Below are 24877 nucleotides of genomic sequence, written 5' to 3'. Positions count from 1 at the left end.
GGGTGCGGGCGGCGGCGGGGCTCGTCCCGGCCGCCGCCCGCGCAGCGGATAAGAACGAGAGGTTGATGGAATGACCAGCGGCTGGAACTGGGACGGCTTCTTCGACTACCTGTTCAACGGGTATCTGCTCAGCGGAGCGATCACGACCCTGTGGCTGACGCTGGCGGGCATCGCTGGCGGCTTGGTGGTCGGCTGCCTGCTGGCGCTGCTGCGGCTGTCGCCCTACCGCTGGGTATCGGCGGCGGCGCAGGCCTACATCTGGGTGTTCCGCGGCACGCCGCTGCTGGTCCAGCTCATCATCATCTACACCGGCCTGCCGCAGATCGGCATCAAGCTGTCGGTGACGGAATCCGCGCTGATCGGCCTGATCCTCAACGAGGCCGCCTATCTGGCCGAGATCATCCGCGGCGGCATCCTCGGCGTCGCCGCCGGGCAGAGCAACGCCGGCCGCGCGCTCGGCCTGAACTCGGCCCAGGTGATGGTCTACATCGTGCTGCCGCAGGCCATCCGCATCATCATCCCGGCGCTGGGCAACAGCGTGAACGGGCTGCTGAAGACGACCTCGGTCACCTCCGTCATCTCGATGGAGGAGCTGCTGCGCAGCACCCAACTGCTCATCCAGGAGCGCTTCATGGTGCTGGAGCTGTTCACGGTGGCCGCCCTCTACTACCTGCTGATGACCTCGCTGTGGGACATCGTCCAGCGCCGCATCGAGCGCCATTTCGGCCGCGCCTACCGCAACATCGCGATCGTCGACGGCCAGTGAGGCTCCGGTCATGACCCCTTCTCCGGCCGACCCGCTGTTCCCCCGGCCCGCCAACCTCGGCGACCAGACCTACGGGCATCTGCGCGAGCTGATCCTCAGCCGCCAGATCCCCGGCGGCGCCGAGGTGCCGGAGGGGCGGCTGGCCGAGCGGCTGAGCGTGTCGCGCACGCCGATGCGCGAGGCGCTGGTCCGGCTGGTCGGCGAGGGGCTGCTGGAACGCACCAGCGAGCGCAGCTACCGCGTCCGCGTCGTCTCGGCCCGCGAGTTCTTCGAATGCATGCAGATGCGCGAGCTGCTGGAGTGCCACGCCATCGAGACGGCGGTGCCGCTGGTCGGCGACGCCGACCTCGCCGAGCTGCGGCGCGGGCTCGAATCGCTGGACGGCAGCGAGGATGACATGCAGCACTGGCTCTACGACAACCATTTCCACAGCTTCTTCGCCCGCGTCAGCGGCAACGCGACGCTGGCCGAGACCATCACGCGGATGCGCGTCGTCGCCCGCCTGTTCCGCATCTCCAGCGCCTTCCACCGCAAGGGCGAGATCGACACGGAGCACCGGGCGGTGCTGGAGGCGGTCGAGCGGCGGGACGCCGCCGAGGCCAAGGCCGCCATGCTGGCGCATCTGCGCAACCTCCAGGACGACGCCCGCCGCGCCATCGCCGCCGAGGCCAATCCGGGCGGCTATTTTTTGTAGTACCGACACGCCAATGAATTGGCGTGTCGTATTGCGTTCAAACGCCACGCAGGCTTTTCCGCGCCCATGTGGGCGCGCCGCCGCAGTCGCGACGGTATAAACCAGCAACCGCAAAACCCGTCCTTCGGGACCGAGGGAGAGTTCCATGCCGCAGTTCGACACCGTGATCCGCCATGGCACGCTGGCCACCGCGTCCGACGTGTTCGCCGCCGACCTCGGCGTGATCGGCGGCCGCATCGCCGCCATCGGCACCGGGCTCGGTCCGGGCGCCCGCGAGATCGACGCGACCGGCAAGCTGGTGCTGCCCGGCGGCGTCGACGGCCATTGCCACCTCGACCAGCCGACCAGCGACGGCTCGCAGTCGGCCGACGATTTCGAGACCGGCACGCGCTCGGCGGCCTGCGGCGGCACCACGACGGTCATCCCCTTCGCCTGCCAGTTCAAGGGTCAGTCGCTGCGCGACGCGGTGACCGACTACCACCGGCGGGCCGACGGCAAGGCGGTGATCGACTACGCCTTCCACCTCATCGTCAGCGATCCGACCGACCAGCTTCTCGGCCAGGACCTGCCGGCGCTGATCCATGACGGCTACACGTCGTTCAAGATCTACATGACCTACGACGACATGAAGCTGAACGACCGGCAGGTGCTGGAGCTGCTGAGCGTCGCCCGGCGCGACGGCGCCATGGCGATGATCCACGCCGAGAACGCCGACTTCATCGGCTGGCTGACCGACAAGCTGCTCGCCGCCGGCCACACCGCGCCGCGCTACCACGCCGATTCCCGGCCGATGCTGGTGGAGCGCGAGGCGACCCACCGCGCCATCGCCATGGCCGAACTGGCCGACGTGCCGATCCTGATCGTCCACGTCTCGGGCCGCGAGGCGATCGAGCAGATCCATTGGGCGCAGGGCCGCGGCATGCGCATCTACGCCGAGACCTGCCCGCAATACATGGTGCTGACCGAGCACGACCTGCACGGCCATGGCATGGAGGGGGCCAAGTGCATCTGCAGCCCGCCGCCGCGCGACAAGGCCAACCAGGCGGCGGTCTGGGACGCGCTGGCCGGCGGCACCTTCCACATCGTGTCGTCCGATCACGCGCCGTTCCGCTACCAGGACCCCAAGGGCAAGATGCTGCACGGCGCCAACACGCCCTTCAACTGGATCCCCAACGGCGTGCCAGGCATCGAGACGCGGCTGCCGATCCTGTTCTCGGAAGGCGTCAAGAAGGGCCGCATCAGCCTCCAGCGCTTCGTCGAGCTGTCCTCGACCAACCCGGCCAAGATGTACGGCCTGCACCCGCGCAAGGGCAGCCTCGCCATCGGTGCCGACGCCGACATCGTGATCTACGACCCGGACCGCAAGGTCACCATCACCAACGCCATGCTGCACCACAACGTCGACTACACCCCCTACGAGGGGCTGGAGGTGACCGGCTGGCCGGAGACCGTGCTGTCGCGCGGCGAAGTCGTGGTGGAGGGCGGCACCTGCGTGGCGCAGCCCGGCCGCGGCGCCTTCCTGCGCTGCGACACGCCGGATCTGGCCCGGCCGAAGGTGGCCGCGGTCTGAGAAAGCACATTCCCCCCACCCTGCCCCTCCCCCACCGGGCCGGAGAGGGTTTAGGGTGGGGCCTATGAGAAACCAAGAAATGAGGACCGCCACACCATGGACGCCCTGACCATCACCGCCGGCCCCTTCACCTTCGGCGCCCGCTTCGAGTCGGCGGCAGCGCCGAAGACCTGCGCCAAGTTCCGCAGCCTGCTGCCCTACGAGGGCCAGATCGTCCATGTCCGCTGGAGCGGCGAAGGCGTGTGGATTCCGCTGGGCGACACCGATTTCGGCCTCGGTTACGAGAACCACACCAGCCACCCGGCGCCGGGCCAGATCATCCTCTATCCGGGCGGCATCAGCGAGACCGAGATCCTGCTGGCCTACGGCGGCGTCCAGTTCTCCAGCAAGATGGGCCAGCTCGCCGGCAACCACTTCATCACCATCACCGAAGGGCTGGAAAATCTGGCCGAACTCGGCAAGCGCACCCTGTGGCAGGGCGCGCAGCCGATCCGCTTCGAACTGGCCCGCTGACGCGCGCCGGGACCCGCCGTGCCCCGGCGCACGGCGGGTCCCCAGCGGAACATATCATTGCGAATGATACGCATTCTAAGTATATTGCCGCCGCCATGAGCCGGTCATGGCGCGGCCACGCCGCTTTTCCGTGGAGCAACGGGGCGACGCCATGCCCGATCAGCATCGCAGGCCCGATCCGCACCGCGTGAAAGCACCGGTTCCCGGTCCGGTGGTGCATGGCTGACACCGCCAAGCCGTCGCTCGACGCTCTGTTCATGGGACACCGGAGCACGCTGGTCCGCCTGCTCTCCCGCATGGTTGGCAGCGCCGCCACCGCCGAGGATCTGGCGCACGAGGCCTATCTCAAGGTGAGGGCGGCGGAACGCGACCGGCCGGTGGATCATCCCCTGCCCTTCCTGTTCCAGACGGCGCGCAATCTGGCCTTCGACCATCTGCGGCGGGAGCGCAGGCTCGCCGGGGTGGTCGTGCAGGACACCACCGTCGAAGGCGTGGAGGAGGTTGCCGCCCCCCTGCCCTCCCCGGAAACCCAGGCCGGCGACCGCCAGCGGCTGGCCCGGATGAACGCCGCGCTGGCGACCCTGTCCGAGCGGCAGCGCCGCATTCTTCTGCTGAACCGGATGGAAGGGCTGTCCCACGCGGAGATCGCCGAGCGGCTCGACGTCTCGGTCAGCACCGTGCAGAAGGACCTGAAGGCCGCCCTGCTGGCCTGTCTGGAGGTGTTCGCCCGGCTTGACCGGGAAGGATTGCGGGTTTCCGCCGGCCCGAACGTCTTACAAAGAGACAAACCGTGACGGCACCACCCGCGACCCCCATGCCCGGCCCCATGCCTGACGACACCGACCCCTCCTTACCGCTGGAGCAGGCGCTCGACTGGTTCATCCGTCTGCAGGCGGAGGACGCGGGCGACGAGTGCCGGCGGGCCTGCGCCGACTGGTGCGCCGCCGATCCCCGCAACGCCCGCGCCTGGGCGCTGGCGCAGGACATGTGGGCCTCGCCCCTCCTCACCGAAGCGCTGGTGGCCACAACGGTTCCTAACGCGGCGCCGCGCGAAGCCGCGCCGACGGTCTCCCTTCGACCGTCGCGCCGTTCCCGGCCGCTGGCGGGCCGGGCGATGGCGTGGGCGGCGGGACTCCTGGTGGCGGTCGGTCTCGGCCTGGCCGCCGACCTGCCGCTGCGCCTGCAGGCCGACCACCGCACCGCGACCGGCGTGCAGGAGCGTCTGCAATTGGCCGACGGATCGCGGGTGCTGATGGACACCGGGACGGCGCTCGCCACCGACGTCGAGGGGGGCGAGCGGCGGACCCGGTTGCTGCGCGGGGCCGCCTTCTTCGAGGTGACGCCCGACCCCGCCCGCCCCTTCCGGGTCGCGGCCGGTCCCGCCGTGGTGACCGTGGTCGGCACCGCCTTCGCCGTCCGTTACCTAGACGACCGGGTGACGGTAACGGTGCGCCACGGCACCGTGGACGTCGCGCGTCCCGGGGGCCCCGCCGTTCGGCTGCGTGCGGGCGAGGAGGTGGTGGTCACGGCGTCGGGCGTCGGCGTGGAGCACCCCGCCGACCTCTCCGCGGCGCTCGGCTGGGTCGATGGCCGGCTGGTCTTCGAGGACCGCCCCCTGGGCGAGGTTCTGGATGAGCTGGACCGCTATTATCCGGGGCTGATCCTGGTTCCCGACTCCCTCGCCGACCGCCGGATCACCGGAAATTACCGGCTGGACGATCCGGCGCGGACGGCGACGGCCCTGGCCGGGCTCGTGCGGGCCGAGACTCTGCGGGTGTCCGACGCCCTGCTGATCCTGCGCCCGCGCCCCTGAGTCCACCGGCTTTTCCGACCCACGAAACCTCTCCAAAAAAAAATTCCGCTTTTCACGATCCCCGAACGTCAGGTCGGCACGGCCATTAGGAATGCGTCGCAATTGCAACAAGCGGCGCGCTCCGGCCGGTCGATACGTCGCGATCATGGGGAATGCGTTACGATGGGTGCGGGGATGATGGATCGGGGTGCGCGGGGGCGTCGGGGGACGGCCCTGCTGCGGGCGGCGTTGCTGTCGTCGGCGGTGGCCGGTTTGGGTGTGGCGGCGGGAAGCACCGCCCTGGCGGCGTCGGCGAAGACCGGCGGGCAGGTGGCCCAAGCGTCTGGGCAAGTGACGGGGCAGCGCTTCGACATCGCTCCGCAGGGGCTGGTCACGGCCCTCAACGCCTTCAGCGCGGCCAGCGGCTGGGAGGTCGGCTTCCCGGCCGAGGTCGCGCGCGGCCTGTCCTCGCCCGGCGTGTCAGGAACCATGAGCGCCGACGAGGCGCTGCGCCGCCTGCTGTCCGGCACCGGCGTGTCGTACCAGATGACCGGCCCCGGCCGCGCCGTGCTGTCGCGGCAGCAAGCCGGCGAGACGGTGCTGGACCCGGTGACCGTCGAGGGCACGCGCGAGCGGGCGACCGGCCCGGTCATGGGCTACGCCGCCCGCCAGAGCGCCACCGCCACCAAGACCGACACGCCGATCCTGGAAACGCCGCAGTCGATCTCCGTCGTCACCCGCGACCAGATGGACGCCCAGGCGGCGCGCAGTCTGGCCGACGTCCTGAACTACACCTCCGGCGTCACCACCGCCCGCAACGGCGGCTCCTCCTCCTTCGGCGGCGACGGCATCTCGGTGCGCGGCTTCGGCGGCAACGGCACCACCGGCGTGTCCTTCAACGAGTATCTCGACGGGCTGCGGCTGAAGGGCAGCGGCTTCCTGACCTCCGGCATCGACCCGTACCTGTTCGAGCGGGTCGAGGTGCTGAAGGGCCCGGCCTCGGTGCTGTTCGGCCAGACCAGCCCCGGCGGTCTGGTCAACATGGTGACCAAGCAGCCCTCCCCCGACGCCCGGCATGAAATCCTGCTGCAGGCGGGCAACCAGGGCCGCAAGCAGGCCGCGCTGGACATCGGCGGCGACGCGACCGGCGACGGCCGGCTCTCCTACCGGTTCGCCGGCGTCGCGCTGGACAGCGACACCCAGACCGACATCGCGGAGCGCCGCCGGCTGGCCGCCGCCCCGACGGTGACCATCCGGCCGACCGACGAAACCAGCCTGACCTTGATCGGCCTCTACCAGCGCGACAATTACGACGATTCGCCGCTGAACTACCTGCCGGCCCAGGGCACCGTGCTGCCCAACCCCAACGGCACGCTGCCGACCAAGCTCTTCACGGGCGATCCCAACTTCAACACCTGGGACCGCAAGACCATGAGCGTCGGCTATCGCTTCGAACACCGGTTCGACGAGCGCTGGACGGTGCGGCAGAACGCCCGCTACCTGCACAACGACCTCGACCTCAAGCAGGTCTACGCGTCCGGCCTGCTGCCCGACCAGCGCACCACGCGGCGCACCACCTTCTCGGCCCGCGAGCGCGCCTACGACCTGACCGTTGACAACCAGGTCCAGGTAACCGTCCACACCGGTCCGCTGCGCCACACCGTGCTGGCCGGCGTCGACCATCAGCGGCTGAGGAGCGACACGCTGCGCGGGCAGGCGGCGGCGCCGAACCTCGACCTGTTCAACCCGGTCTACGGGCTGCCGATCGCCACCCCGCCGATCTACCAGAGCACCGCCACCCGCATCACTCAGACCGGCGTCTACGCCCAGGACCAGATCCGGTGGGGCGGGCTCGCCGTCCTGCTGGGCGGGCGCAAGGACTGGGCCGAGACGCAGCAGCGCAACCGGCTGAACCAGGGGCGGACGTCGCAGCAGGACGACGCCTTCACCGGCCGCGTCGGCGCGCTCTACCTGTTCGACAACGGCTTGGCGCCCTACGCCAGCTATTCGGAATCCTTCGAGCCGACGTCCGGCAGCGACTTCTTCGGCAACCCGTTCGAGCCGACCACCGGCCAGCAGTACGAGGCCGGGCTGAAGTACGAGCCGCCGGGCTCCGGCAGCCTGTTCACCCTGTCGGCCTTCACCATCACCCAGCAGAACGTCACCACCGCCGACCCGCTGCACACCAACTACAACATCCAGACCGGCGAGGTCCGTTCCCGCGGCTTCGAGGCGGAGGCGCGCGTCAGCCTCGCCGCCGGGCTGAACGCGGTGGCCAGCTACACCTTCCTCGACGCCGAGGTGACGAAGAGCAACGGCGCCGACCGCGGCAAGCGGCCGGTCGCCGTGCCGACCCATTCGGCCTCGGCCTGGGGCGACTACACGGTGCAGGACGGCCCGCTGGCCGGCCTGGGCGGCGGGCTCGGCCTGCGCTACGTCGGCTTCACCTACGGCGATCCGGCCAACAGCTTCAAGGTGCCGGCGCACACGTTGGTCGACGCCGCCCTGCGCTACGACCTGTCCTATCTGAACCCGCAGCTTCAGGGCATTCAGGCGGCGATCAACGCCAGCAACCTCTTCGACAAGGAGTATGTCGCGGCCTGCTCGCGGGCGACCAACTGCTATTACGGCCTGCGCCGCACCGTGATCGGCTCGCTGAAGTATTCCTGGTGACGCGGAAGACCGAGATCGCGCTGCGGGTCGTGACCGCTGTCGGCGGCGGCTACGCCCTGGCGGCGGGAACGGCGGCGGCGCTGTCCCTGGCGCTGCCGGCCGTGCAGGACCGGGCGGAGGCGGTGTTGACCGCCACCATGGCGGCGCTGCTGCCCTGCGTCCTGACCGTGGTGCTGGTGTTCGCCGCGGCCAGCGCCCGGCGCGCCCTGGCCTGGACCGCCGGCCTGACGGCGGCAATTTGGGCGGCGGTCTCACTGTTGAAAAGCATGACGGGAACCGGGGTATGAACGGCAGTTTCCGCCTGTCGATGACGTGGCTGCACAATTGGGGCGGGCTGGTGGTCGGCTGGCTGCTGTTCTGCGTCTTCCTGACCGGAACCACCGCCTACGCCCGCTTCGAGATCACCCGCTGGATGCAGCCCGAGCGGGTCGAAGCGACCAACAGCCCCGACGCGGCTGCGGCGGCGATCGCCACCCTGTCGCGCGAGGCGCCGCAGGCCCGCCGCTGGCTGATCACGCTGCCGGACGAGCGGCGAACCGCGACCCAGGTCTACGTCTACAACCCGCCCGGGATACAGCCCGCCTTCCGCAAGCTGTGGCTGGAGCCGGACGACGGCCGCCCGGTGCAGGCGCGGGCGACCTTTGGCGGCGACTTCCTCTACTACTTCCACTTCGACCTGCGCGTTCCCGGCCTGGTGGGGCGTTACCTGATCGGCGCCGCCGGGGTGGCCCTGCTGGTGGCGCTGATCACCGGATTCGTCATCCACCGGCGGGTCTTCTGGGACTTCTTCGCCTTCCGCCCCGGACGGTCGCGCACGCGGCTGTGGATGGATGTCCACAACGCCTTGGGCATCATCGTGCTGCCCTACCACGCGCTGATCACCGTGACCGGGCTGGTGCCGCTGATGCTGCTCTACATGCCCTGGGGCCTGCAGGCGGCCTTCGGCGACCGGCCGGCGGCCTTCAACACGGCGGTCTACGCCGAACCGCCGCCGCCGGCCGCCGCGGGACGGGCCGCCCCCCTCACCGCCATCGAACCGCTGCTGGCGGAGGCGGCATGGCGGTGGGACGGTGGGCGGCCGGGATGGATCGTCATCGACAACCCGGGCGACGACGCCGCCACCATCCTTCTCAAGCGCACCGACTCCGACCGGGTGGTGATCACGCCGGAAGCCATCCTGTTCGACGGCACGACCGGCGCGGTGCGCGAGGTCTGGGAGGGGATGGGCGGAGCCGCCGCGACGCGGGCCGGCGCCTACGGCCTGCACATGATGCGCTTCGCCGACACGCCGCTGCGGCTGGCGATGATCCTGTGCGGGCTGGCCGGCACCGCGATGATCGGCACCGGGCAGGTCTATTGGATCATCAAGCGGCGCAAGCGCGAGGCGACCCCATCCTTCGGACTGCGTCTGGCCGACGGCGCCAATCTGGCGGTGATGGTCGGGCTGCCCATCGCCATCGCCGCCTATTTCTGGGCCAACCGGCTGCTGCCCGCCGGACTGGCCGGCCGGGAGACCTTCGAGGCCCTCGCCTTCTTCGCCGCGTGGTTTCTCACGGCCCTGCACCCGGCGCTGCGCGGCGTCCAGCGCGCCTGGGGCGAGCAACTGGCGGTGGCGGCTCTGCTGTGGGCCGCCCTGCCGCTGATGAACGCCCTGACCAGCAACGCCCATCTCGGGGTGACGCTGGCGCGCGGGCTGTGGGGGGTGGCCGGCATCGACCTGACCGCCCTGGCGACGGGCGCCCTGTTCGCCCTGCTGGCCCGGCGCCGGTTCCGCGGGGCGCACCGGCGCAGCGACCGGCCGCTGCCATCGGCATCGGCGCCCGCATCGTAACGACGGACAAGGGCGCGGCCCGACCGTCACGTTCTGCCGCCTCAATCATACAGACCGGCACCGAAGATGGCGATCTGCTGCGCCATGTGCCCCAGGCTGACGCCGGTCTCGTCAGCGCCATCCAGGGCCGATCCGGCGTCGAACGGGTGGTCCGGGGCGATCACTCCGGCGGCGATCAGATGCAAGCGAACGGCCTCGACAATGACGGCCGGGAGGGTGGCTGAGGCGGCTTCAAGGTTCACAGTCATAATTTTCAGCCTCTCTATGAACAAGTATCTCGCACAAGGAATAGAAACCTATCATAGAACGGCCGGTGTTGCACCCTTTAATGGTGCGAAAATTTTGCGCCCCGTCGCGCCTGGGTGGAGCGTGTTTCCGGCGCTCCCGGAAACGCGGGAGGGGCGCCCGGATCGGTTCAGCCACCCCTCGCGCCGGGGCTACTTGTAGACGGCGTTCCTGACCTCGGTCGGAAACGCCCCGGCCATGCCTTCGAACGCGGTGTTCGTCAGGGCAACGACCGAGAGGCCGTTCTGGCGATCGATGAACCAGGAGTGTCCGTAGGCGCCCCCCCATTGCAGCGTCCCGGCGGCCTGCGGCGTGCCCGTCCGCGCCGGATCGTCCAGAACCGCCCAGCCATAGCCGAAGCCCCACCCCGGCCCCTGCGTCTTCGCCGTCGTGCCGACCTGATCGCTGGTCATCAGCGCGACCGTCTCGGGTTTGAGGATCGGCGAACCGCCGGTGCGGATCGCTTCGAGAAAGCGAAGAACATCCGGCGCCGTCCCTGCCATGCCCGCACCACCCGACGGGTAGGACTTGGGGTCGAGAATCCGGGACGGCGCGAAGGTCGCGGCAAGCCCCATCAACGGAACGGCCTGCCCGTCCGCCATCGCCACCGGCTCCGGGTTGCCGTCCGCATAAGCTCTGGCAAGCCGGGAGACGTCGCGCACCGAGAAGCCGGTGTCGTCGATGCCGAGCGGCGCCGTCACGTCGTCGCGGACGATGTCGGAAAGGCTCCGCCCTTCGACCTTTTCCAGAACGCCGCCGAGCACATCGATGCCGAGGGAATATCGCCAGCCTGTGCCGGGCGCAAAATTCAACGGAGCGGCCGACAGGCGGGTCAGGTTCTCGGCCAGCGAAAGCCCCGGCTGGTCGAGCCCGTCCGAGACGTTCAGCTTGTGATACGGCCCGTCCGCCGGTTCGAGGAAGCCGTAGCCCAGCCCCGATGTGTGGGTCAGCAGCTGGCGTATGGTGATCGCCGGGATCGAGCCGTCCGGCAAGGCGGGGCGGAAATCCGGCAGCCAGCGTGTGACGGGCGCGTCGAGGTCCAGCCGTCCGTCCTCGACAAGCCGCATGGCGGCCGCGGTCACAAACGGCTTGGTGACGGAGGCCAGGCGGAAGATCGCGTCCTCACGCATTTTGACGCCGGCTTCCCGGTCGGCATGACCGGCGGCGCGGTGATAGACGATCCTGCCGTCCTTCGCGACCAGGACGACCGCACCGACAATCCGCTTCTCGGACAGCGCTCTGTCGATCACCGGATCGAGACGGGCCTCCATCGCGGGGTCGTTGGCCGGTTGGGCCAAGGCCGGACTGGTGAAGGCCGGACTGGCGACGGCTGAACTGGCGATGGCGAGTGCAGCGGCGACAAGGGGGATGCGCATGCCGGTGAAACCCCGTATATATGGAGCGATCACTCCTGAATAACGCAGTCCGGGGACTATTTCCAGAGTGACCGTTATGAAAAATAACGCGCCGACGCCGCGACCGCGCGGCCGCCCGCGCGCCTTCGACCGGGACGAGGCGCTGGCCAAAGCCGCGGACACCTTCTGGCGGCTGGGCTATGAAGGCGCCTCCATCGCCGATCTGACGGCGGCGATGGGCATCACGCCGCAAAGTCTTTACGCCGCCTTTGCCTCGAAGGCCGATCTCTATCGCGAAGCGCTGGAGTGGTATCAGGCCACCGTCGGCGCTTCGACGGCGGCGGCCCTGGAAGAGGGCGATGCCGTGGTCGCGCTGACGCGGGTCCTTCGGGACTCGGCCCGGGACTTCACCAGACGCGACCGCCCGCATGGCTGCATGGTTTCAACGGCCGTGCTGACCTGCGCGACGGAAAACGCCCCCGTGGCGCGTCATGTTGCCGGCCTGCGCACCGCGACGATCAACCTCATCCGGGCGCGCATCGAGCGCGGCATCTCCGAAGGGCAGTTGAAGGGGGAGACCAATGCGGCCTCCCTCGCGCGCTTCGTCGGTGCGATGATCCAGGGCATGTCCGTGCAGGCGCAGGACGGCGCCCCCACCGAGGCCCTGTCAGCGCTTTCCGACCATGCCGTTGCCGAGATCGAGCGGCATCGCGCGTAGCGTTTCTCGACATCCACACGGCATTTCGGCGCCACCACGGCTGCTTCCGCCAATTTGTGCGCCAACGTCCCCCGGAGACCGCTTTTTGATGTTGAAAGCGTATCTCCTGAGCGCATACTTAGTTACGAAGCGCTCACTGAGGCGCACCCAACCATGAGAGCAAGAATTATGGCCGACTTGAGGCACCTCACCCATCCGGGCGACATCGTTCGCGAACGCCGTGAGGAACTGGGGCTATCGCAAGTTCAACTCGCCGGCCTCATTGGTTACAAGAATTCCAACTTCATCACCATGATCGAAAAGAAGCGCTCCCGCGTGCCGCTCTACACCGCGCCGAAACTCGCGCAGGTGCTGCAGATCGACCAGATGTGGTTCATCGAGCGCGTGATGTCCTTCTTCGACGAGGAAGGCATGAACGAGAAGGAGACCTTCCGCGAAGCCGCCAAGGTCATCTTCGATCCGGAAAACATGCGGCGCTACGCGGACAGGAAGGACCAGGGCGCCATCGACCCCCGCCTCTCCTGACCCTGTGCCGGATCGGGGCCGGGAAGACGCCACCCCGACCCGCTCTTACTTGACCCCGGTCTTACTTGACGATGTCCAGCAGAGGCATCTGCCCGTCGCTCCCCTTCGGCAGCGCGGCCCGGCGGCGGCGGCGGCTCTGGCTGGCGGTTTCCGGGGTGACGGGAACGAAGCGCTTGGGACGACCGGCTTCATCGAGGTCGTCGTTGTTGACCACCAGGGTGAGTTCGCGCTCGTTGACCGAGCGCTCGGCCACCGCGCGACGGATCTGGTCGAGGAAGGACTGCGAGGGGTAGAGGTTGTACTCGACGTCGACGTACTTCCGCCCTTCCTTGATCTCCTCGATCTCGATGCGGTCGAGCGCCCCGATCTGCGTATCGGCGAGCGCCTTGACGACATCGTGAATCCGCAGCCGCATGTCGCGGAATCGCGACCACTCCGCCATCCCGGAATCACGGATGATGTCGCGGGCGGTGATCGGCACGACCGACTGCGAGGGGTCCTGCCGCAACGTCTCGGCGATGCGCTTGAACAGCCAGCGCGAGAACGGGTTGCGGATCTTCATCAGGGCTTCGTAGGAGATCGAATGCCAGTCGACCCGGCGGATCGCCTCGCGCAGCATCATGTTGAACTGCACGAAGGTTTCCGCATCGCCGCTCTCGTCATCGAGAATCGACGCGTCGTCGGCGTCGTCCGTCTCGTTGGGACGCTGCCGCAGCCCGAGACCGGCGAAAATGCCGGAGTCCATCATCACCTTGCGGCGGCCGCGGCGCTCGATCTGAATCGTGCAGCGCCGCATGACCATCAGCGCCTCCTTGATCTCGGGAATGCTGAGGGTGTGCCGGACGGAGCGCAGCTCCTGCCAGATCTCGTAGAGGGAGAAGCGCAGGATCGCCTCCCCGTTGTCCACCGACAGGCGCGCCGGGTCCGAGGCCAGCTTGCGGATCACGTCCTCGATGATCTGTTCGCGCTCGCCCGGATAGGCGTCGATCTCCTCCACCACGTGGGCTCCGCTGGAATCGCGGACGAAACGGCCGTCCCTGCCCTTCACCCGGCGCTGGATGCGCGCCGGCACGACCGTGAGGTGGTAGATCTGGTCGGCGAAGGAGAACTGGCGGTGGATCATCGGCAGGCGGTCATCCTGGGCCGCGGGGTCCCTGGGCTCCAGGTTGTGCGCCGCCTGTCCGTTGGCTTTCGATTCGGGGCTGTCAAACACGTATTTCGGGGCCAGATCGTACAGGGAGACCATGTTGACGCTGTGCCGCCGGCCCGTGGTGGTGTCGATGTGCTCGAACAGCGTGCCCTGGAGAGTCTGCCCCTGCGTCTCCGTACGGCGCTGCTTGACGACGATCTGCCCCGACATCTGGTGCCTCTCCGCAATCCTGAACACCAAGCCTATGCCGCTTCCGCCGTTCAACGCAACGACGTCGCGCACGGTTCCATAGGTGGCAGGCGCGCATCCGGTAGGTGGCAGGCGCGCTTCCAGGAGGCGACAGGCGCGCAAGCAGTAGGTCACAGGCGCGTTTGTCGGACGACGGCCCGGCTTGGCTGCGAATCGGACATCCGTCCCTCGGCAAGGCCGGGTGACGGCCAACCGGTCACGGCTCCGGGGCACAACCGTAGCCGACCGGAGTCCTGCTCCGGCTGCAACCGGGGCATCGGGTTCGAGCGCGCCTGACACCTACTGCCACTCCGCAATCGCGAAACGCGCCTGCCACCTAGAGAATCCGGCGATTCGAAACGCGCCTGACGCCTTCATGGCCGCCGGCGATTCGAACGCGCCTGTGTCCTACAGCAACACGCCGCCAAAGGCGCCTGTGACCTACAGGAACGGGCGCGCTCCGCGCCGGTGCGGCAACTCGATAGGTTGCAGGCGCGTTTCAGCCCGTCCCGATTCGCGCCGTCAACCGCGCCTGCGACCTTCATGTCCGCGCCTGCCGCCTGCATGAGACGCGCCTGCGACCTCCGCAAGCGCGCCTGACACCTACCACAAACGCGCCCGCCACCTGCCGATAGGAGACGGGCGCGCTTTGGAGACTCCGGTGCCGTCGGGGAATCCTGCCCGCAAGACCGCCGGCCCATGCCGGTTTCACGCTTTTGCCGGAGTCCCGGATGACCAGCACGACCGACACCGCCAGCCGTTGGGGAAAGATCCCCGCCTGGTGGCTCGACCACCCCGATCTCGACGCCGACGGATTCGCGGTCCTGGCGGCGCTCGCCACCTTCGCCGACGAGAACGGCGTCTGCTGGCCGTCGCAGTCGACGCTTGCCGCAAAGCTGAAACGCTCGCGCCCGACCATCAACCGCATCCTGCAGCGTCTCGACGACATGGGGCTGGTCGGCATCGAGCACCGCCGCGGCCGCGACGGCTCCCGGCTGTCCTGCCTGTACCGGCTGCGCATCGCCCAGAACGAGGCCGCGACGCAGCCCCAGCCCCGCCCTGTCCGGGACCATGACAGGGATGACTCGCCGGCGAACGCCCCCTGTCCAACACCGAGTCAGGAACAGCTCCATCCCGAACAGATTCCGGACTCGCACGCTTCGGGCGGGCGCCAGCCGGTGCGCGATGTTCCTGAGGATTGGATGCCCACCGCCGGAGATTTCACCTGGGCCCGAAGCCGGTTCGGCACCGTCGACCTCGGCCGGCACGTCGAGGGGTTCGTCCTGCGCTGTCAGGCGCACGGCTATCGCTACCGCGACATATCGGCCGCCTGGAGGGCTTGGCTGTCCCAGGACGTGGCGGCCGGCAAGGCCCCCGCGGACAAAACCGCCCCACCGGCTGCGGGCGCCATCCCCGGCACCATTCCCGGCACCATCCCCGGTGTCGGCCACGGCCGCCAAAGCGTGGCCGAACAGCGCGTCAACGCCTGGATGGCCGTCGCCGATCGCCTGAAGGACGCCCGCCTGAAGGACACCCGGAACACCCCGTCCCACACCCGCCCCCGTTTCTGAGGAGGTCCCGATGTCCGTTGCTGTGATGCCCCTGCCGGGGCGGTCCCCGCTGCCCTTCGATCCGACGATGGCGCCGGCGGAGCGGTCCCGGCTCCTCGTCGCCGCCTTTCCGGAGGCGTTGCGGGAGGTCCTGACCACCGGTCACCTGGAACACCGCCCGCGCTTCGGCGACAACGGTTTCGAAGGGCTTCAGGAAACCTGGTTTCCACCGGCGACCCTTTCGGCCCGGCAAGCCGCCATGGCGCGGCGGATGCTGAGCGAACTGGAAGACTCCATCCTGGCTCCGGCCGAGCCCGATCGTCTGCTCGGCCGCGTGCTGGCTTTGCTGTCGCATTTCCCGGCCAAGGGCTTGACGCCCGACGTCGAGCAGCTGGTGGCCATGGACTGGGTCGAGGATCTCGGCGAATTCCCGGTCTGGGCCATCGACGCGGCGGCGCGCGCCTGGCGCCGGACGAAGAAGTGGCGGCCGAGCATCGCCGAGATGCGGGCCCTGTGCGAGGAGGCCTGCGCGCGGGAGCGTGTCCTGGCGCAGCGGCTGCGAGCGATCGCCGGAGCTTGCCAGGGCGAGGTGATCCCCGTCCGCGGGATGGAGTGACCGGGCGTGGCCCGCGCGTTCAGTTCCGGCAACTGGGTGGGCGTCCATTGACAAAGTTCCGGCAACTTGCGCAGAATCCCCGAAACCGAACGAAGGGGATGACGATGCCGCCGCTTGGTGGGGACGACATGCGCCAATTGCGCGAGCGCCGTGGGGAAAACCAGACGCAATTTGCCGATTGGCTCAACGATCAGCTCGGCCGCAGCTACACGAAGGCGAAGATCAGCCGCTGGGAAGGCGGGGCGGAGCGCATCCCCCAACAGGTGCAGGATTTCCTGGTGGACCAGACCACGGAAGACCGGCCACGCTCGGCGACCTTCCTGGCGATCGCCAACCAGAAGGGGGGCGTGGGGAAGACCGCCACGGCGGTGAATCTCGCCTATGCCCTGACGGAGGGGGGCGCGCGGGTGCTGCTGATCGATTGCGACTCCCAGAGCAACGCGACGGTCCATGTCGGCGTCGGCAACGCCGCCATCGTCGATCTGGAGCAGCGGCGCAAGACGCTTTATTTCGTGCTCCGCTCCGACGAGCCGATCTCGTCGGTGATCGTTCCGACCGGGGAACGCGGGCTCGATCTCGTCCCGGCGGGCCTTTCGCTGGCCGACGCCGACGTCGAGCTGGCCGCCGACTCCACCGGCGGGCTCGTGCTGCGCGAGAAGCTCGACGAGGTCCGCGCCTCCTACGACTTCGTGGTGATGGACTGCGCGCCCAATTTGGGGCTGGTCACGGCCAACGCCCTGTCGGCGGCCGAACTGGTCCTGGTGCCGGTTCAGACCGAGGCGCTGTCCCTGCTGGGCGTGAAGCGGCTTGTGGACACGATCACCCGCATTCGCCGCCGCGTGAATCCCCGACTGAAGATCGCCGGCATCATCCCCACCATGTACAACGAGCGCCTGACCCAGGACCGCGCGACGCTTCAGGAGCTGCGTGAATCCTACGCCGAGCAGGTTCCGGTGTTCCCCCCGATCCCGCGTGCCACGGTCTACGGCAAGGCTGCGGCCGCCGGCATGATCACGCTGGCCGGCGATCCGGGCGCCCCGGGGGCGGAGACCTTCCGCGAGGTGGCCCGCCAGATCCGCGCCTACGCCACGCAGCGGGAGACGAGCCATGTCGCGTAAGTTCGAGCGCAAGACGAAGGAGCTGCTGGGCGGCACCTCTACCCTGTCGATCGGCACCGACAAGCTGTTCGGCACGTCGGCCGGCTTCCCGCATGTGGTGGAGCTGGACATCGACCGGGTGCACCGCAATCCCGACCAGCCGCGCCGCCACTTCGACGAGGCGGAGCTGCGCAGCTTGGCCGCGTCCATCGACCGTTACGGCTTGCAGAACCCGATCCTCGTCCGGCCGCTGCCGCAGGGCGACTATCTGCTCATCGGCGGCGAGCGCCGGGTGCGTGCCCATGAGATCCTCGGCCGCAAGACGGTCTTCGCCATTCTCACCTCCGGCGACCCGGACGAGATCGGGCTGATCGACAACGTCCAGCGCGTCGATCTCAACGCGGTGGAGTATGCGGCCGCCCTCGCCCGTCTGGTGGAGAAGCACGGCTACACCCACGACGAGCTGGCCGCGGTGGTCGGCAAGGACCGCACCGACATCACCAAGCTGCTGGCCATCCTGACCTTGCCGGCGGACATGCTGGAGGAGTACGCGGCGTCCTGCACGCGGGTGTCCCGGTCGGTGCTGATCGAGATCGCCGCCGCTCCCGATGACCTGCGTCCGGCGCTGTGGGAACAGGCGAAGGAGGGAGCCTCCGTCAAGGCTGTCCGGCAGGCCAAGCGCGACCACGCGCAAGGGCAATCCCCTTCCGTCCGCGAAGCCGGACCGCACGATCCGGAACGCACACTCCAGGCGAGCGTCAAGCGCATCATCCGCGACGTGGCCGTCGTGCGCGAACAGCGCCACCTGCTCGACACCGCGCACCGCGAGCGCCTGCTCCAGCTCCGCGCGGAAATCGACGCCATTCTCCAGGGCGCCGACTGAGTATGCTCGGCCCCTGATGTGGGACGTCCCACATCGGCGGAGCGCCTCTCGTGTTTTCAAAGACCGGGCATCACGAACCGGGCATGTGGGACGTCCCACATGCCCGGTTCTTCCCCGGCACCGATCGTCACAAAAGACCGTCGACCCCTCGCGTTCGAAACGCGGCCGTCCGCTTGACCGCCGTCAAGGATAGTCGCACCAAATCAGTCAACTTTCTCCGGCATGGCGCACGGCCAACGCCGCTCGAGGCCCCTCCGTTCCACGAAGGTCTGACTCGGGGGCCTGACCCAGGAGAAACGAACGCATGACGGAACGCTTCACCAAAGCGGCCGCCCGAAACATTTTTTACGGCGGATCGCTCTTCTTCTTCGCCGCCTTCGTCTCGCTGACGGCGGCAAGCCACATCTATGTCGTCAACACCGGCACCGACAGCAAGGGCCTGACCGAGAGCGTCGCCCGCGGCAAGCATGTGTGGGAAAAAAACTCCTGCATCAACTGCCACACGCTGCTGGGCGAGGGCGCCTATTTCGCGCCGGAACTGGGCAATGTCTGGATCCGCTACGGCGGTGACAAGGACGCGGAGGGCGCTCGCGCCGCTCTGGCCGGCTGGATGGCCGCGCAGCCCAGCGGCGTCGAGGGCCGGCGCCAGATGCCGCAGTTCAATCTGACGGAGCAGGAGGTCAACGACCTCGCCGCCTTCCTGGAGTGGACCAGCCGCATCAACACCCAGAACTGGCCGCCCAAGATTTCCGGCTGACGAAGGACGAAAGGCCATGAAATACGAATCCCAAAAGGTCGCGCTGCCCTACTTCTACGGCGCGTTGGCCCTGTTCGGCGTGCAGCTCCTGGTCGGCCTGCTGGCCGGCACGGTCTATGTGCTGCCCAACCTCCTGTCGGAACTGCTGCCCTTCAACATCCTGCGGATGATCCACACCAACGCGCTGATCGTCTGGCTGCTGATGGGCTTCTTCGGTGCTGCCTACTATCTGATTCCCGAGGAGGCGGAGCGCGAGCTGCACAGCCCGAAGCTGGCCTACATCCAGTTCGGCCTGTTCATGTTCGGCGCGCTGGCCGCCGTCGTCGGCTACGTCTTCCGCATCCACGAGGGGCGCGAGTTTCTGGAACAGCCGACCTGGATCAAGGTCGCCATCGTCGTCGTCGCGCTGATGTTCCTCTACAACATCTCCATGACGGTGCTGAAGGGCCGGCGCACGGTCATCACCAACATCCTGGTGATGGGGCTGTGGGGCATCGCGCTGTTCTTCCTGTTCTCCTTCTACAACCCGACCAACCTCGCGCTGGACAAGATGTACTGGTGGTACGTCGTCCATCTCTGGGTCGAGGGCGTGTGGGAGCTGGTGATGGCCTCGATCCTCGCCTTCCTGATGATCAAGATGACCGGCGTCGACCGCGAGATCGTCGAGAAATGGCTCTACGCCATCGTCGGGCTGGCCCTGTTCTCCGGCCTGCTGGGCACCGGGCACCATTACTACTGGATCGGCACGCCGGGCTACTGGCAGTGGATCGGCTCGCTGTTCTCGACCCTGGAGGTCGCCCCCTTCTTCTTCATGGTCGTCTTCGCCGTGAAGATGGTGCTGAAGGGCGGGCGCGATCACCCGAACAAGGCTGCCCTGCTGTGGTCGGTCGGCTGCGCGGTGACCGCCTTCTTCGGCGCCGGCGTCTGGGGCTTCCTGCACACGCTGTCCTGGGTCAACTACTACACCCACGGCACGCAGGTGACGGCGGCGCACGGGCATCTCGCCTTCTTCGGCGCCTATGTGATGATCAACCTCGCCATCTTCAGCTACGCCATGCCGCATCTGCGCGGCGTCGCCCCCTACCACCAGACCCTCAACAAGGCCAGCTTCTGGCTGATGACCGGCGGCATGACGGTGATGACCTTCGCCCTGACCTTCGCCGGGGTCGTGCAGGTCCACCTGCAGCGCGTGATGGGCATGGACTATATGACCGTCCAGGCGGAGATCGCCCCCTTCTACTGGGTGCGTCTGGCCGCCGGTGCGGCGGTGTTCATCGGCGCCGTCCTCTATCTCTACGCTCTGCTCGGGCCGGTGCCCGCCTCCCGGAAGACCACCGGGATCGGCGCCGCTGTCCAGCCCGCCGAGTGATCAGGACCTTCCCCTCCTCCGCGCGCCGGGGGAGGGGGCCTCTCTTTCCCGCCTTCCGCTTTCGCCTTTCGCTTTCGAGGAGACACCCATGACCCGCAGCGCCCTGAAGGCCGTCGCGGACGACCTCGACATTCCCTACTACAAGGCCGTCGGCGACGAGTGCGAGCTGTTCGAGCACGCCTTCCGCCACCGCCTGCCGCTGCTGCTGAAGGGGCCGACGGGCTGTGGCAAGACGCGCTTCGTCTCGCACATGGCGGCCCGGCTGGGTCGTCCCCTCTACACCGTGTCCTGCCACGACGACCTGACCGCCGCCGACCTGACGGGCCGCTATCTGCTCAAGGGCGGCGACACGGTGTGGGCGGACGGCCCGCTGACCCGCGCCGTGCGCGAGGGCGCCGTCTGCTACCTCGACGAGGTGGTGGAGGCGCGCAAGGACGTGACCGTCGTGCTGCACCCGCTGACCGACGACCGCCGCCTGCTGCCGCTCGACCGCACCGGCGAACTGCTGGAGGCGCCGGACGACTTCATGCTGGTGGTGTCCTACAACCCCGGTTACCAGAACGTCCTGAAGACCCTGAAGCCCAGCACGCGCCAGCGGTTCCTTGCCATCGAATTCGACTTCCCGGCGCCGGAGGACGAGGCCGTCATCGTCGCCCGCGAGAGCGGCCTGCCGGAGGGGCGCGTCGCCCCGCTGGTCCGTCTGGCCGGCGCGCTGCGCGCCCTGAAGGGTCAGGACCTTGAGGAAGGCGTCTCCACCCGCCTGCTCGTCTACTGCGCCACGCTGATCCGCTCCGGCGTCAAGCCCGAGCGGGCGATCCGCACCGCGCTGATCGAACCGCTGACCGATGACGCCGACGTCCGGCAGGCGCTGCTGCGCGTCGCCGACATCGCCCTCGGGTAAGCGAAACAAGGGGAACGGACCATGCTGTCGCTGCTTGAGCCCGAGGAGTTCATCGGCCGCCACTGGCACCGCTTGGTCGGCGGCCGGTCGAGCCTGCCGCACCATCCGGATGCCGCGGTGACGCTGGAGGCGATCCGGCCCCGGCTGGCGGTGTTCTTCCGCGGGCTGGGCGGCGACCGGGGCGTGCGGCTGGCCGCCGCCGCGCGGGCGTCCTCCGGCCACCGGCTGTCGCTGCTGGAGCGGATCGGCCTCGGCACCGAACGGCTGGAGCGGCCGGCGCTGGACGGCGACGTTCTTCAACTGCCCACCCTGCTCGACGTGTTTCCCGACGCGGCGCTGAACGAGCGGCTCTACGAATGGCTGGCCGCCTATTTCGCCCACGCCGAGGCCGACGGCGAGGTTATCGCCGATCCGTTGCGAGATGATGTGCGGGCGCTGCGGCAGGCCCGGGCGACCACCGCGCGGGTTCTCATGCGCTGGCCGGGTTTGGCCCGCCTGCATGGTGAGCTGTGCGCGGCGCTGCTCGCCGTCCGGCCCAAGCGCTCCCTGCCGAAGGACGAGGCGATGGTGGAAGCGGCGGTGCTGGCCCTGCTGGGCGACGGCGACGGCGACGGCGGCGCGGTCCTGGACGGGACGGTTCCGCTGGCGCGTTTCGCCGCCCCGGCCGGCTACAAGCCGTTCCTGCCGGTGCCCCTGTGGGGTGAGGTTTCGGGTCCCGTGCCATCCGGCGCGCCACCCGCTCCCGATGCCGCAGCGGAGGACGAAGCCGCGGCGCCCTCCTCCGAGAGCGACGGCCAGCGTCGCAAGGCGACGCGGTGCGACAGCGATCAGGTGCAGCGTGAGGACCCGCTGATGCTGAACCGCTTCGAGAAGATCTTCGGTCTGGCGGAGATGTTGAACATCCCCCGCCCGGTCGATGACGACGACGAGGACGCCGCCCGTCAGGCCGCCGACGACATGGAGGAGATCGCGCTCGCCCAGCATCAGCGCAAGCCCTCGACCCGGCTGAAGCTCGATCTCGATCTGGCGCCCGCCGCCGTGGAGGCGGCGCCGCTGACGGCGGTGCTGACCTATCCGGAATGGGATCATCGCCGCCGCGCTTATCACCCCGCCCATTGCCGAGTCGTCGCCGAACCGGCGCCGGAGGACGGCGAGGACTGGGCGCCCGACGAGGCCGCCCTGCGCCGCATCCGGCAGGTCCGCCGCCAGTTCGAGGCGCTGCGCCCCAAGCGCATGGTCTTCACCGGCCAGCCGGACGGCGACGACCTCGACCTCACCGCCCTGGTGCGCCGCTGCGCCGACCAGCGCGCGGGCGGGGCGGGCAGCGACCGCGTCTATCAGGCGGCGCGCAACGCCGCGCGCGATCTGGCGGTGGCGGTGCTGGTCGACACCTCGCTGTCCACCGACGGCTGGGTGGACGGGCACCGCGTGCTGGACGTCGAGAAGGAAGCTCTGCTGGCCCTGTCCAACGGGCTGAACGCCTGCGGCGACCCGCACGCCATCTTCGCCTTCACCTCGAAGAAGCGCGACTGGGTGCGGGTGCAGACGGTCAAGGAGTTCGACGAGCCCTTGAACGCCCGGGTGCAGCGGCGTGTCCAGGCGCTGAAGCCCGGCCATTACACCCGCATGGGGGCGGCTCTGCGCCACACCGCCGCGCGTCTGGCGGAACGGCCCAACCGCCACCGCCTGCTCATCTTGCTGTCGGACGGCAAGCCCAACGACGTGGACCATTACGAGGGACGTTACGGCATCGAGGACACCCGCGTGGCGATCCAGGAGGCCCGCCGCCAGGGCATCGCCTTGTTCGGCATCACCGTGGACGCCGAGGCGCGCGACTATTTCCCCTACCTGTTCGGCCGTGGCGGCTACGCGATCTTCCCGCAGGTCACGCATTTGACGAAGGCGTTGCCGGCGCTGTACCGGCAAGTGGTGGGATAGGCGGAACTGCGGGCCTCGACGATCCGCGGTGGGCGTCACGACCCGGCATCACGGCCCGGCATCACGGGCAGTCCGCCGACGCATGACGGGGAGGAGGGCAACCAGCGCCGCCCCGAGAAGCGCCCATTGTTCCGGTGCCTCCATGCTGTGCAAGGTCGCCCAGCTGGCGAGGCACCACGCCATCGGCACGGCGAGCAGCGACCATGCCCATCGCCCGTCCGCCATCATGACCAGGCCAATGGTGGCGATCGCGGTCGGGTCCGGGGTGATGCCGAAGACCTCGGCGCCGCGCAGGGGCCGTCCCGCGAGGAGTGCCGCGAGGGGGTGCAGGGCAAGCGCATAGAGGAACAGCGCAAGCCCCGCGAGCGCCCGTCCGGTCCATGAGAGCGACCAGCGAAGCCGGCCACCGACCAAGGCCAGCAGGATGGCCTGAAGCGCGAAAAACGGCGCCACATAGGGTGCGGCCCAGTTGATGGTGGCGTAGCGCTCCCAGAGGAAGCTCCAGGCCAACCACGCCCACAGCACGGCCAGGGTCCCAGCGATCACCCGGTGCGACCATGGGCGGGGCCGGACGAGCCACAGCAGAATGACCACGCCGAGCAGCAGCATCAGGACATGCGCCGGCCAGAGCGCCTCGTTGTGCCGTTCGATCAGCCGCCAGTAGGTGCGGGGGCTGAAGAGCAGAAAGTCCTCGGTCGAATAGGTCCACCACTCCGGCATCAGAGGCCCCTGACATGGTCGGCCATGCGCCGTCGCATCGCGGCGTCGGGCATCGGCCCGGCCATCGCGGCCATGTTCTCGCGCACATGCGCGACCTGGCTGGTCGCCGGGATGGCCACGGTCACGGCGGGATGGGAGATGATGAATTTCAGGACGAACTGCGCCCAGCTGGACGCGCCGATGTCGGCGGCCCAGGAGGGCAGGGGGCGGCCCGACAGCCGGCGGAGCAGCACGCCCTGCTGAAACGGGCGGTTGACGATCACACCGATTCCGCGGTCCGCCGCCAGGGGCAGGATGCGCTCCTCCGCCTCGCGGTCGACGATGTTGTAGGTGAGCTGCACGAAGTCGAGAGGCTGCCGGCGCATGATCTCCTCGAACAGGTCGTGGCGCCGCCCTTCCGACGTCGTGATGCCGACGTAGCGGAGTTGACCCGCCGCCTTCATGGCGAACAGCGTCTTGAGATGCTCCTCCCAGGACAGCAGGTTGTGCACCTGAAGCAGGTCGAAGCGCGGCACGTCCCACAGGCGGCGCGACTCCTCGATCTGCGACGGCCCGCGCGTGCCCGAGGAAATCCAGACCTTGTCCGCGGCGAACAGGGTGGAGGGGTGCTCCAGCGTCCGGAGTCCATCACCGACCACCGCCTGGGAGGACCCATACATGGGCGAGGAGTCGATCATCCGGCCCCCCATCTCGAAGAAGGCCCGCATGACCGCCGCGCATTCCGTGCGCAGTTCGGCATCATCACCGACGTTGAAGGTGATCCAAGTGCCCAGGCCCACGGGAGGAATGGCCTCTCCCGAGGATGGAATGCGTCGAACCGGCGCTTCTCCGCTCTGTGCCTGGACGCGCAGCGGCATCATCAGCGCGGCTCCGGCCAGAACGCCGCGCAGAACGGCGCGTCGTGTCGCTCTCATGCTCCCTCCCTGTCGTCTCCGTGCCGCCGCGC

24 protein-coding genes are annotated in these 24877 nt (G+C 68.8%); 19 read left to right on the top strand and 5 right to left on the bottom strand.

Annotation, left to right across the window (positions count from 1 at the left end; genetic code table 11):
- Positions 1-70: 70 nt before the first annotated feature.
- From ACWPN7_RS26845 to ACWPN7_RS26805, 9 genes are all read left to right on the top strand, one after another.
- Positions 71-766, top strand: coding sequence for an amino acid ABC transporter permease (locus ACWPN7_RS26845; protein ID WP_094305872.1), 696 nt, complete (start codon positions 71-73; stop codon positions 764-766).
- Positions 767-776: 10 nt separating this feature from the next.
- Positions 777-1460: a GntR family transcriptional regulator gene (locus tag ACWPN7_RS26840; protein WP_459196231.1), complete on the top strand. Its 684-nt coding sequence runs from the start codon at positions 777-779 to the stop codon at positions 1458-1460.
- Positions 1461-1605: 145 nt separating this feature from the next.
- Entirely contained in the window at positions 1606-3030 is a 1425-nt protein-coding gene (gene hydA / locus ACWPN7_RS26835) for a dihydropyrimidinase (RefSeq protein WP_040137712.1), read from the top strand.
- A 96-nt stretch (positions 3031-3126) separates the two neighbouring features.
- On the top strand, positions 3127-3543 hold the full coding sequence (locus ACWPN7_RS26830) for a DUF3830 family protein (RefSeq protein WP_040137713.1): 417 nt from the start codon (positions 3127-3129) through the stop codon (positions 3541-3543).
- A 218-nt stretch (positions 3544-3761) separates the two neighbouring features.
- A complete protein-coding gene (locus tag ACWPN7_RS26825; RefSeq protein WP_407824724.1) occupies positions 3762-4337 on the top strand; it encodes an RNA polymerase sigma factor in 576 nt (191 codons plus the stop codon).
- Positions 4334-5356, top strand: coding sequence for a FecR family protein (locus ACWPN7_RS26820; RefSeq protein ID WP_459196230.1), 1023 nt, complete (start codon positions 4334-4336; stop codon positions 5354-5356). Before ACWPN7_RS26825 ends, ACWPN7_RS26820 begins: the two co-directional genes overlap by 4 nt.
- Positions 5357-5530: 174 nt before the next feature.
- Entirely contained in the window at positions 5531-8008 is a 2478-nt protein-coding gene (locus ACWPN7_RS26815) for a TonB-dependent siderophore receptor (protein ID WP_459196229.1), read from the top strand.
- A complete protein-coding gene (locus ACWPN7_RS26810) occupies positions 8005-8295 on the top strand; it encodes a hypothetical protein (protein ID WP_051658698.1) in 291 nt (96 codons plus the stop codon). Before ACWPN7_RS26815 ends, ACWPN7_RS26810 begins: the two co-directional genes overlap by 4 nt.
- Positions 8292-9839, top strand: a complete 1548-nt coding sequence (locus tag ACWPN7_RS26805) for a PepSY-associated TM helix domain-containing protein (protein ID WP_456524454.1) — start codon at positions 8292-8294, stop codon at positions 9837-9839. The genes ACWPN7_RS26810 and ACWPN7_RS26805 overlap by 4 nt, the downstream gene beginning before the upstream one ends.
- Positions 9840-9880: 41 nt before the next feature.
- Here ACWPN7_RS26805 and ACWPN7_RS26800 read toward each other — a convergent pair whose 3' ends face one another.
- Both ACWPN7_RS26800 and ACWPN7_RS26795 read right to left on the bottom strand, forming a co-directional pair.
- Complete coding sequence (locus ACWPN7_RS26800; protein WP_040137717.1) at positions 9881-10087, bottom strand: hypothetical protein; 207 nt, start codon at positions 10085-10087, stop codon at positions 9881-9883.
- 189 nt (positions 10088-10276) lie between these two features.
- The gene (locus tag ACWPN7_RS26795) at positions 10277-11500 is read right to left on the bottom strand and encodes a serine hydrolase domain-containing protein (RefSeq protein WP_456510814.1); all 1224 of its coding nucleotides are present in this window, start codon (positions 11498-11500) and stop codon (positions 10277-10279) included.
- A 76-nt stretch (positions 11501-11576) separates the two neighbouring features.
- Here ACWPN7_RS26795 and ACWPN7_RS26790 point away from each other — a divergent pair, with 76 nt between their 5' ends.
- Together ACWPN7_RS26790 and ACWPN7_RS26785 are read left to right on the top strand one after the other, a co-directional pair.
- Positions 11577-12197: a TetR/AcrR family transcriptional regulator gene (locus tag ACWPN7_RS26790; RefSeq protein WP_459196228.1), complete on the top strand. Its 621-nt coding sequence runs from the start codon at positions 11577-11579 to the stop codon at positions 12195-12197.
- A 168-nt stretch (positions 12198-12365) separates the two neighbouring features.
- Positions 12366-12722, top strand: a complete 357-nt coding sequence (locus tag ACWPN7_RS26785; RefSeq protein WP_040137720.1) for a helix-turn-helix domain-containing protein — start codon at positions 12366-12368, stop codon at positions 12720-12722.
- 61 nt (positions 12723-12783) lie between these two features.
- On the opposite strand, the gene ACWPN7_RS26780 is transcribed toward ACWPN7_RS26785, so the two are convergent.
- The gene (locus tag ACWPN7_RS26780; protein ID WP_456524457.1) at positions 12784-14082 is read right to left on the bottom strand and encodes a plasmid replication protein; all 1299 of its coding nucleotides are present in this window, start codon (positions 14080-14082) and stop codon (positions 12784-12786) included.
- Positions 14083-14831: 749 nt separating this feature from the next.
- Between ACWPN7_RS26780 and ACWPN7_RS26775 the strand changes: the two genes are divergently transcribed.
- The 8 genes from ACWPN7_RS26775 to ACWPN7_RS26740 all read left to right on the top strand — a co-directional run bounded on the left by ACWPN7_RS26775 (position 14832) and on the right by ACWPN7_RS26740 (position 23211).
- Positions 14832-15671, top strand: a complete 840-nt coding sequence (locus tag ACWPN7_RS26775; RefSeq protein WP_459196227.1) for a helix-turn-helix domain-containing protein — start codon at positions 14832-14834, stop codon at positions 15669-15671.
- A gap of 10 nt (positions 15672-15681) precedes the next feature.
- The gene (locus tag ACWPN7_RS26770) at positions 15682-16266 is read left to right on the top strand and encodes a hypothetical protein (protein ID WP_459196226.1); all 585 of its coding nucleotides are present in this window, start codon (positions 15682-15684) and stop codon (positions 16264-16266) included.
- A gap of 98 nt (positions 16267-16364) precedes the next feature.
- Positions 16365-17384, top strand: a complete 1020-nt coding sequence (locus ACWPN7_RS26765; RefSeq protein WP_040137347.1) for an AAA family ATPase — start codon at positions 16365-16367, stop codon at positions 17382-17384.
- Complete coding sequence (locus tag ACWPN7_RS26760; RefSeq protein WP_103039405.1) at positions 17374-18246, top strand: ParB/RepB/Spo0J family partition protein; 873 nt, start codon at positions 17374-17376, stop codon at positions 18244-18246. The genes ACWPN7_RS26765 and ACWPN7_RS26760 overlap by 11 nt, the downstream gene beginning before the upstream one ends.
- A gap of 304 nt (positions 18247-18550) precedes the next feature.
- Complete coding sequence (locus ACWPN7_RS26755; RefSeq protein WP_040137349.1) at positions 18551-19003, top strand: c-type cytochrome; 453 nt, start codon at positions 18551-18553, stop codon at positions 19001-19003.
- A 16-nt stretch (positions 19004-19019) separates the two neighbouring features.
- Positions 19020-20372 (top strand): cbb3-type cytochrome c oxidase subunit I, encoded by a 1353-nt coding sequence (locus ACWPN7_RS26750; protein WP_459196225.1) that lies wholly within the window; start codon positions 19020-19022, stop codon positions 20370-20372.
- Positions 20373-20460: 88 nt separating this feature from the next.
- The gene (locus ACWPN7_RS26745) at positions 20461-21273 is read left to right on the top strand and encodes a CbbQ/NirQ/NorQ/GpvN family protein (RefSeq protein ID WP_035684008.1); all 813 of its coding nucleotides are present in this window, start codon (positions 20461-20463) and stop codon (positions 21271-21273) included.
- 21 nt (positions 21274-21294) lie between these two features.
- Entirely contained in the window at positions 21295-23211 is a 1917-nt protein-coding gene (locus ACWPN7_RS26740) for a nitric oxide reductase activation protein NorD (protein ID WP_459196224.1), read from the top strand.
- Between the two features lie 48 nt (positions 23212-23259).
- Here ACWPN7_RS26740 and ACWPN7_RS26735 read toward each other — a convergent pair whose 3' ends face one another.
- Positions 23260-23931: a DUF6064 family protein gene (locus ACWPN7_RS26735; RefSeq protein ID WP_459196223.1), complete on the bottom strand. Its 672-nt coding sequence runs from the start codon at positions 23929-23931 to the stop codon at positions 23260-23262.
- Positions 23931-24845, bottom strand: a complete 915-nt coding sequence (locus ACWPN7_RS26730) for an aldo/keto reductase (protein ID WP_459196222.1) — start codon at positions 24843-24845, stop codon at positions 23931-23933. Before ACWPN7_RS26730 ends, ACWPN7_RS26735 begins: the two co-directional genes overlap by 1 nt.
- Between the last annotated feature and the right edge of the window lie 32 nt (positions 24846-24877).

The organism is Azospirillum sp. UENF 312511 (assembly GCF_058780635.1).
Note: the sequence above shows the minus strand (reverse complement) of the source record. Positions and strands in the feature narration are given on the sequence as shown.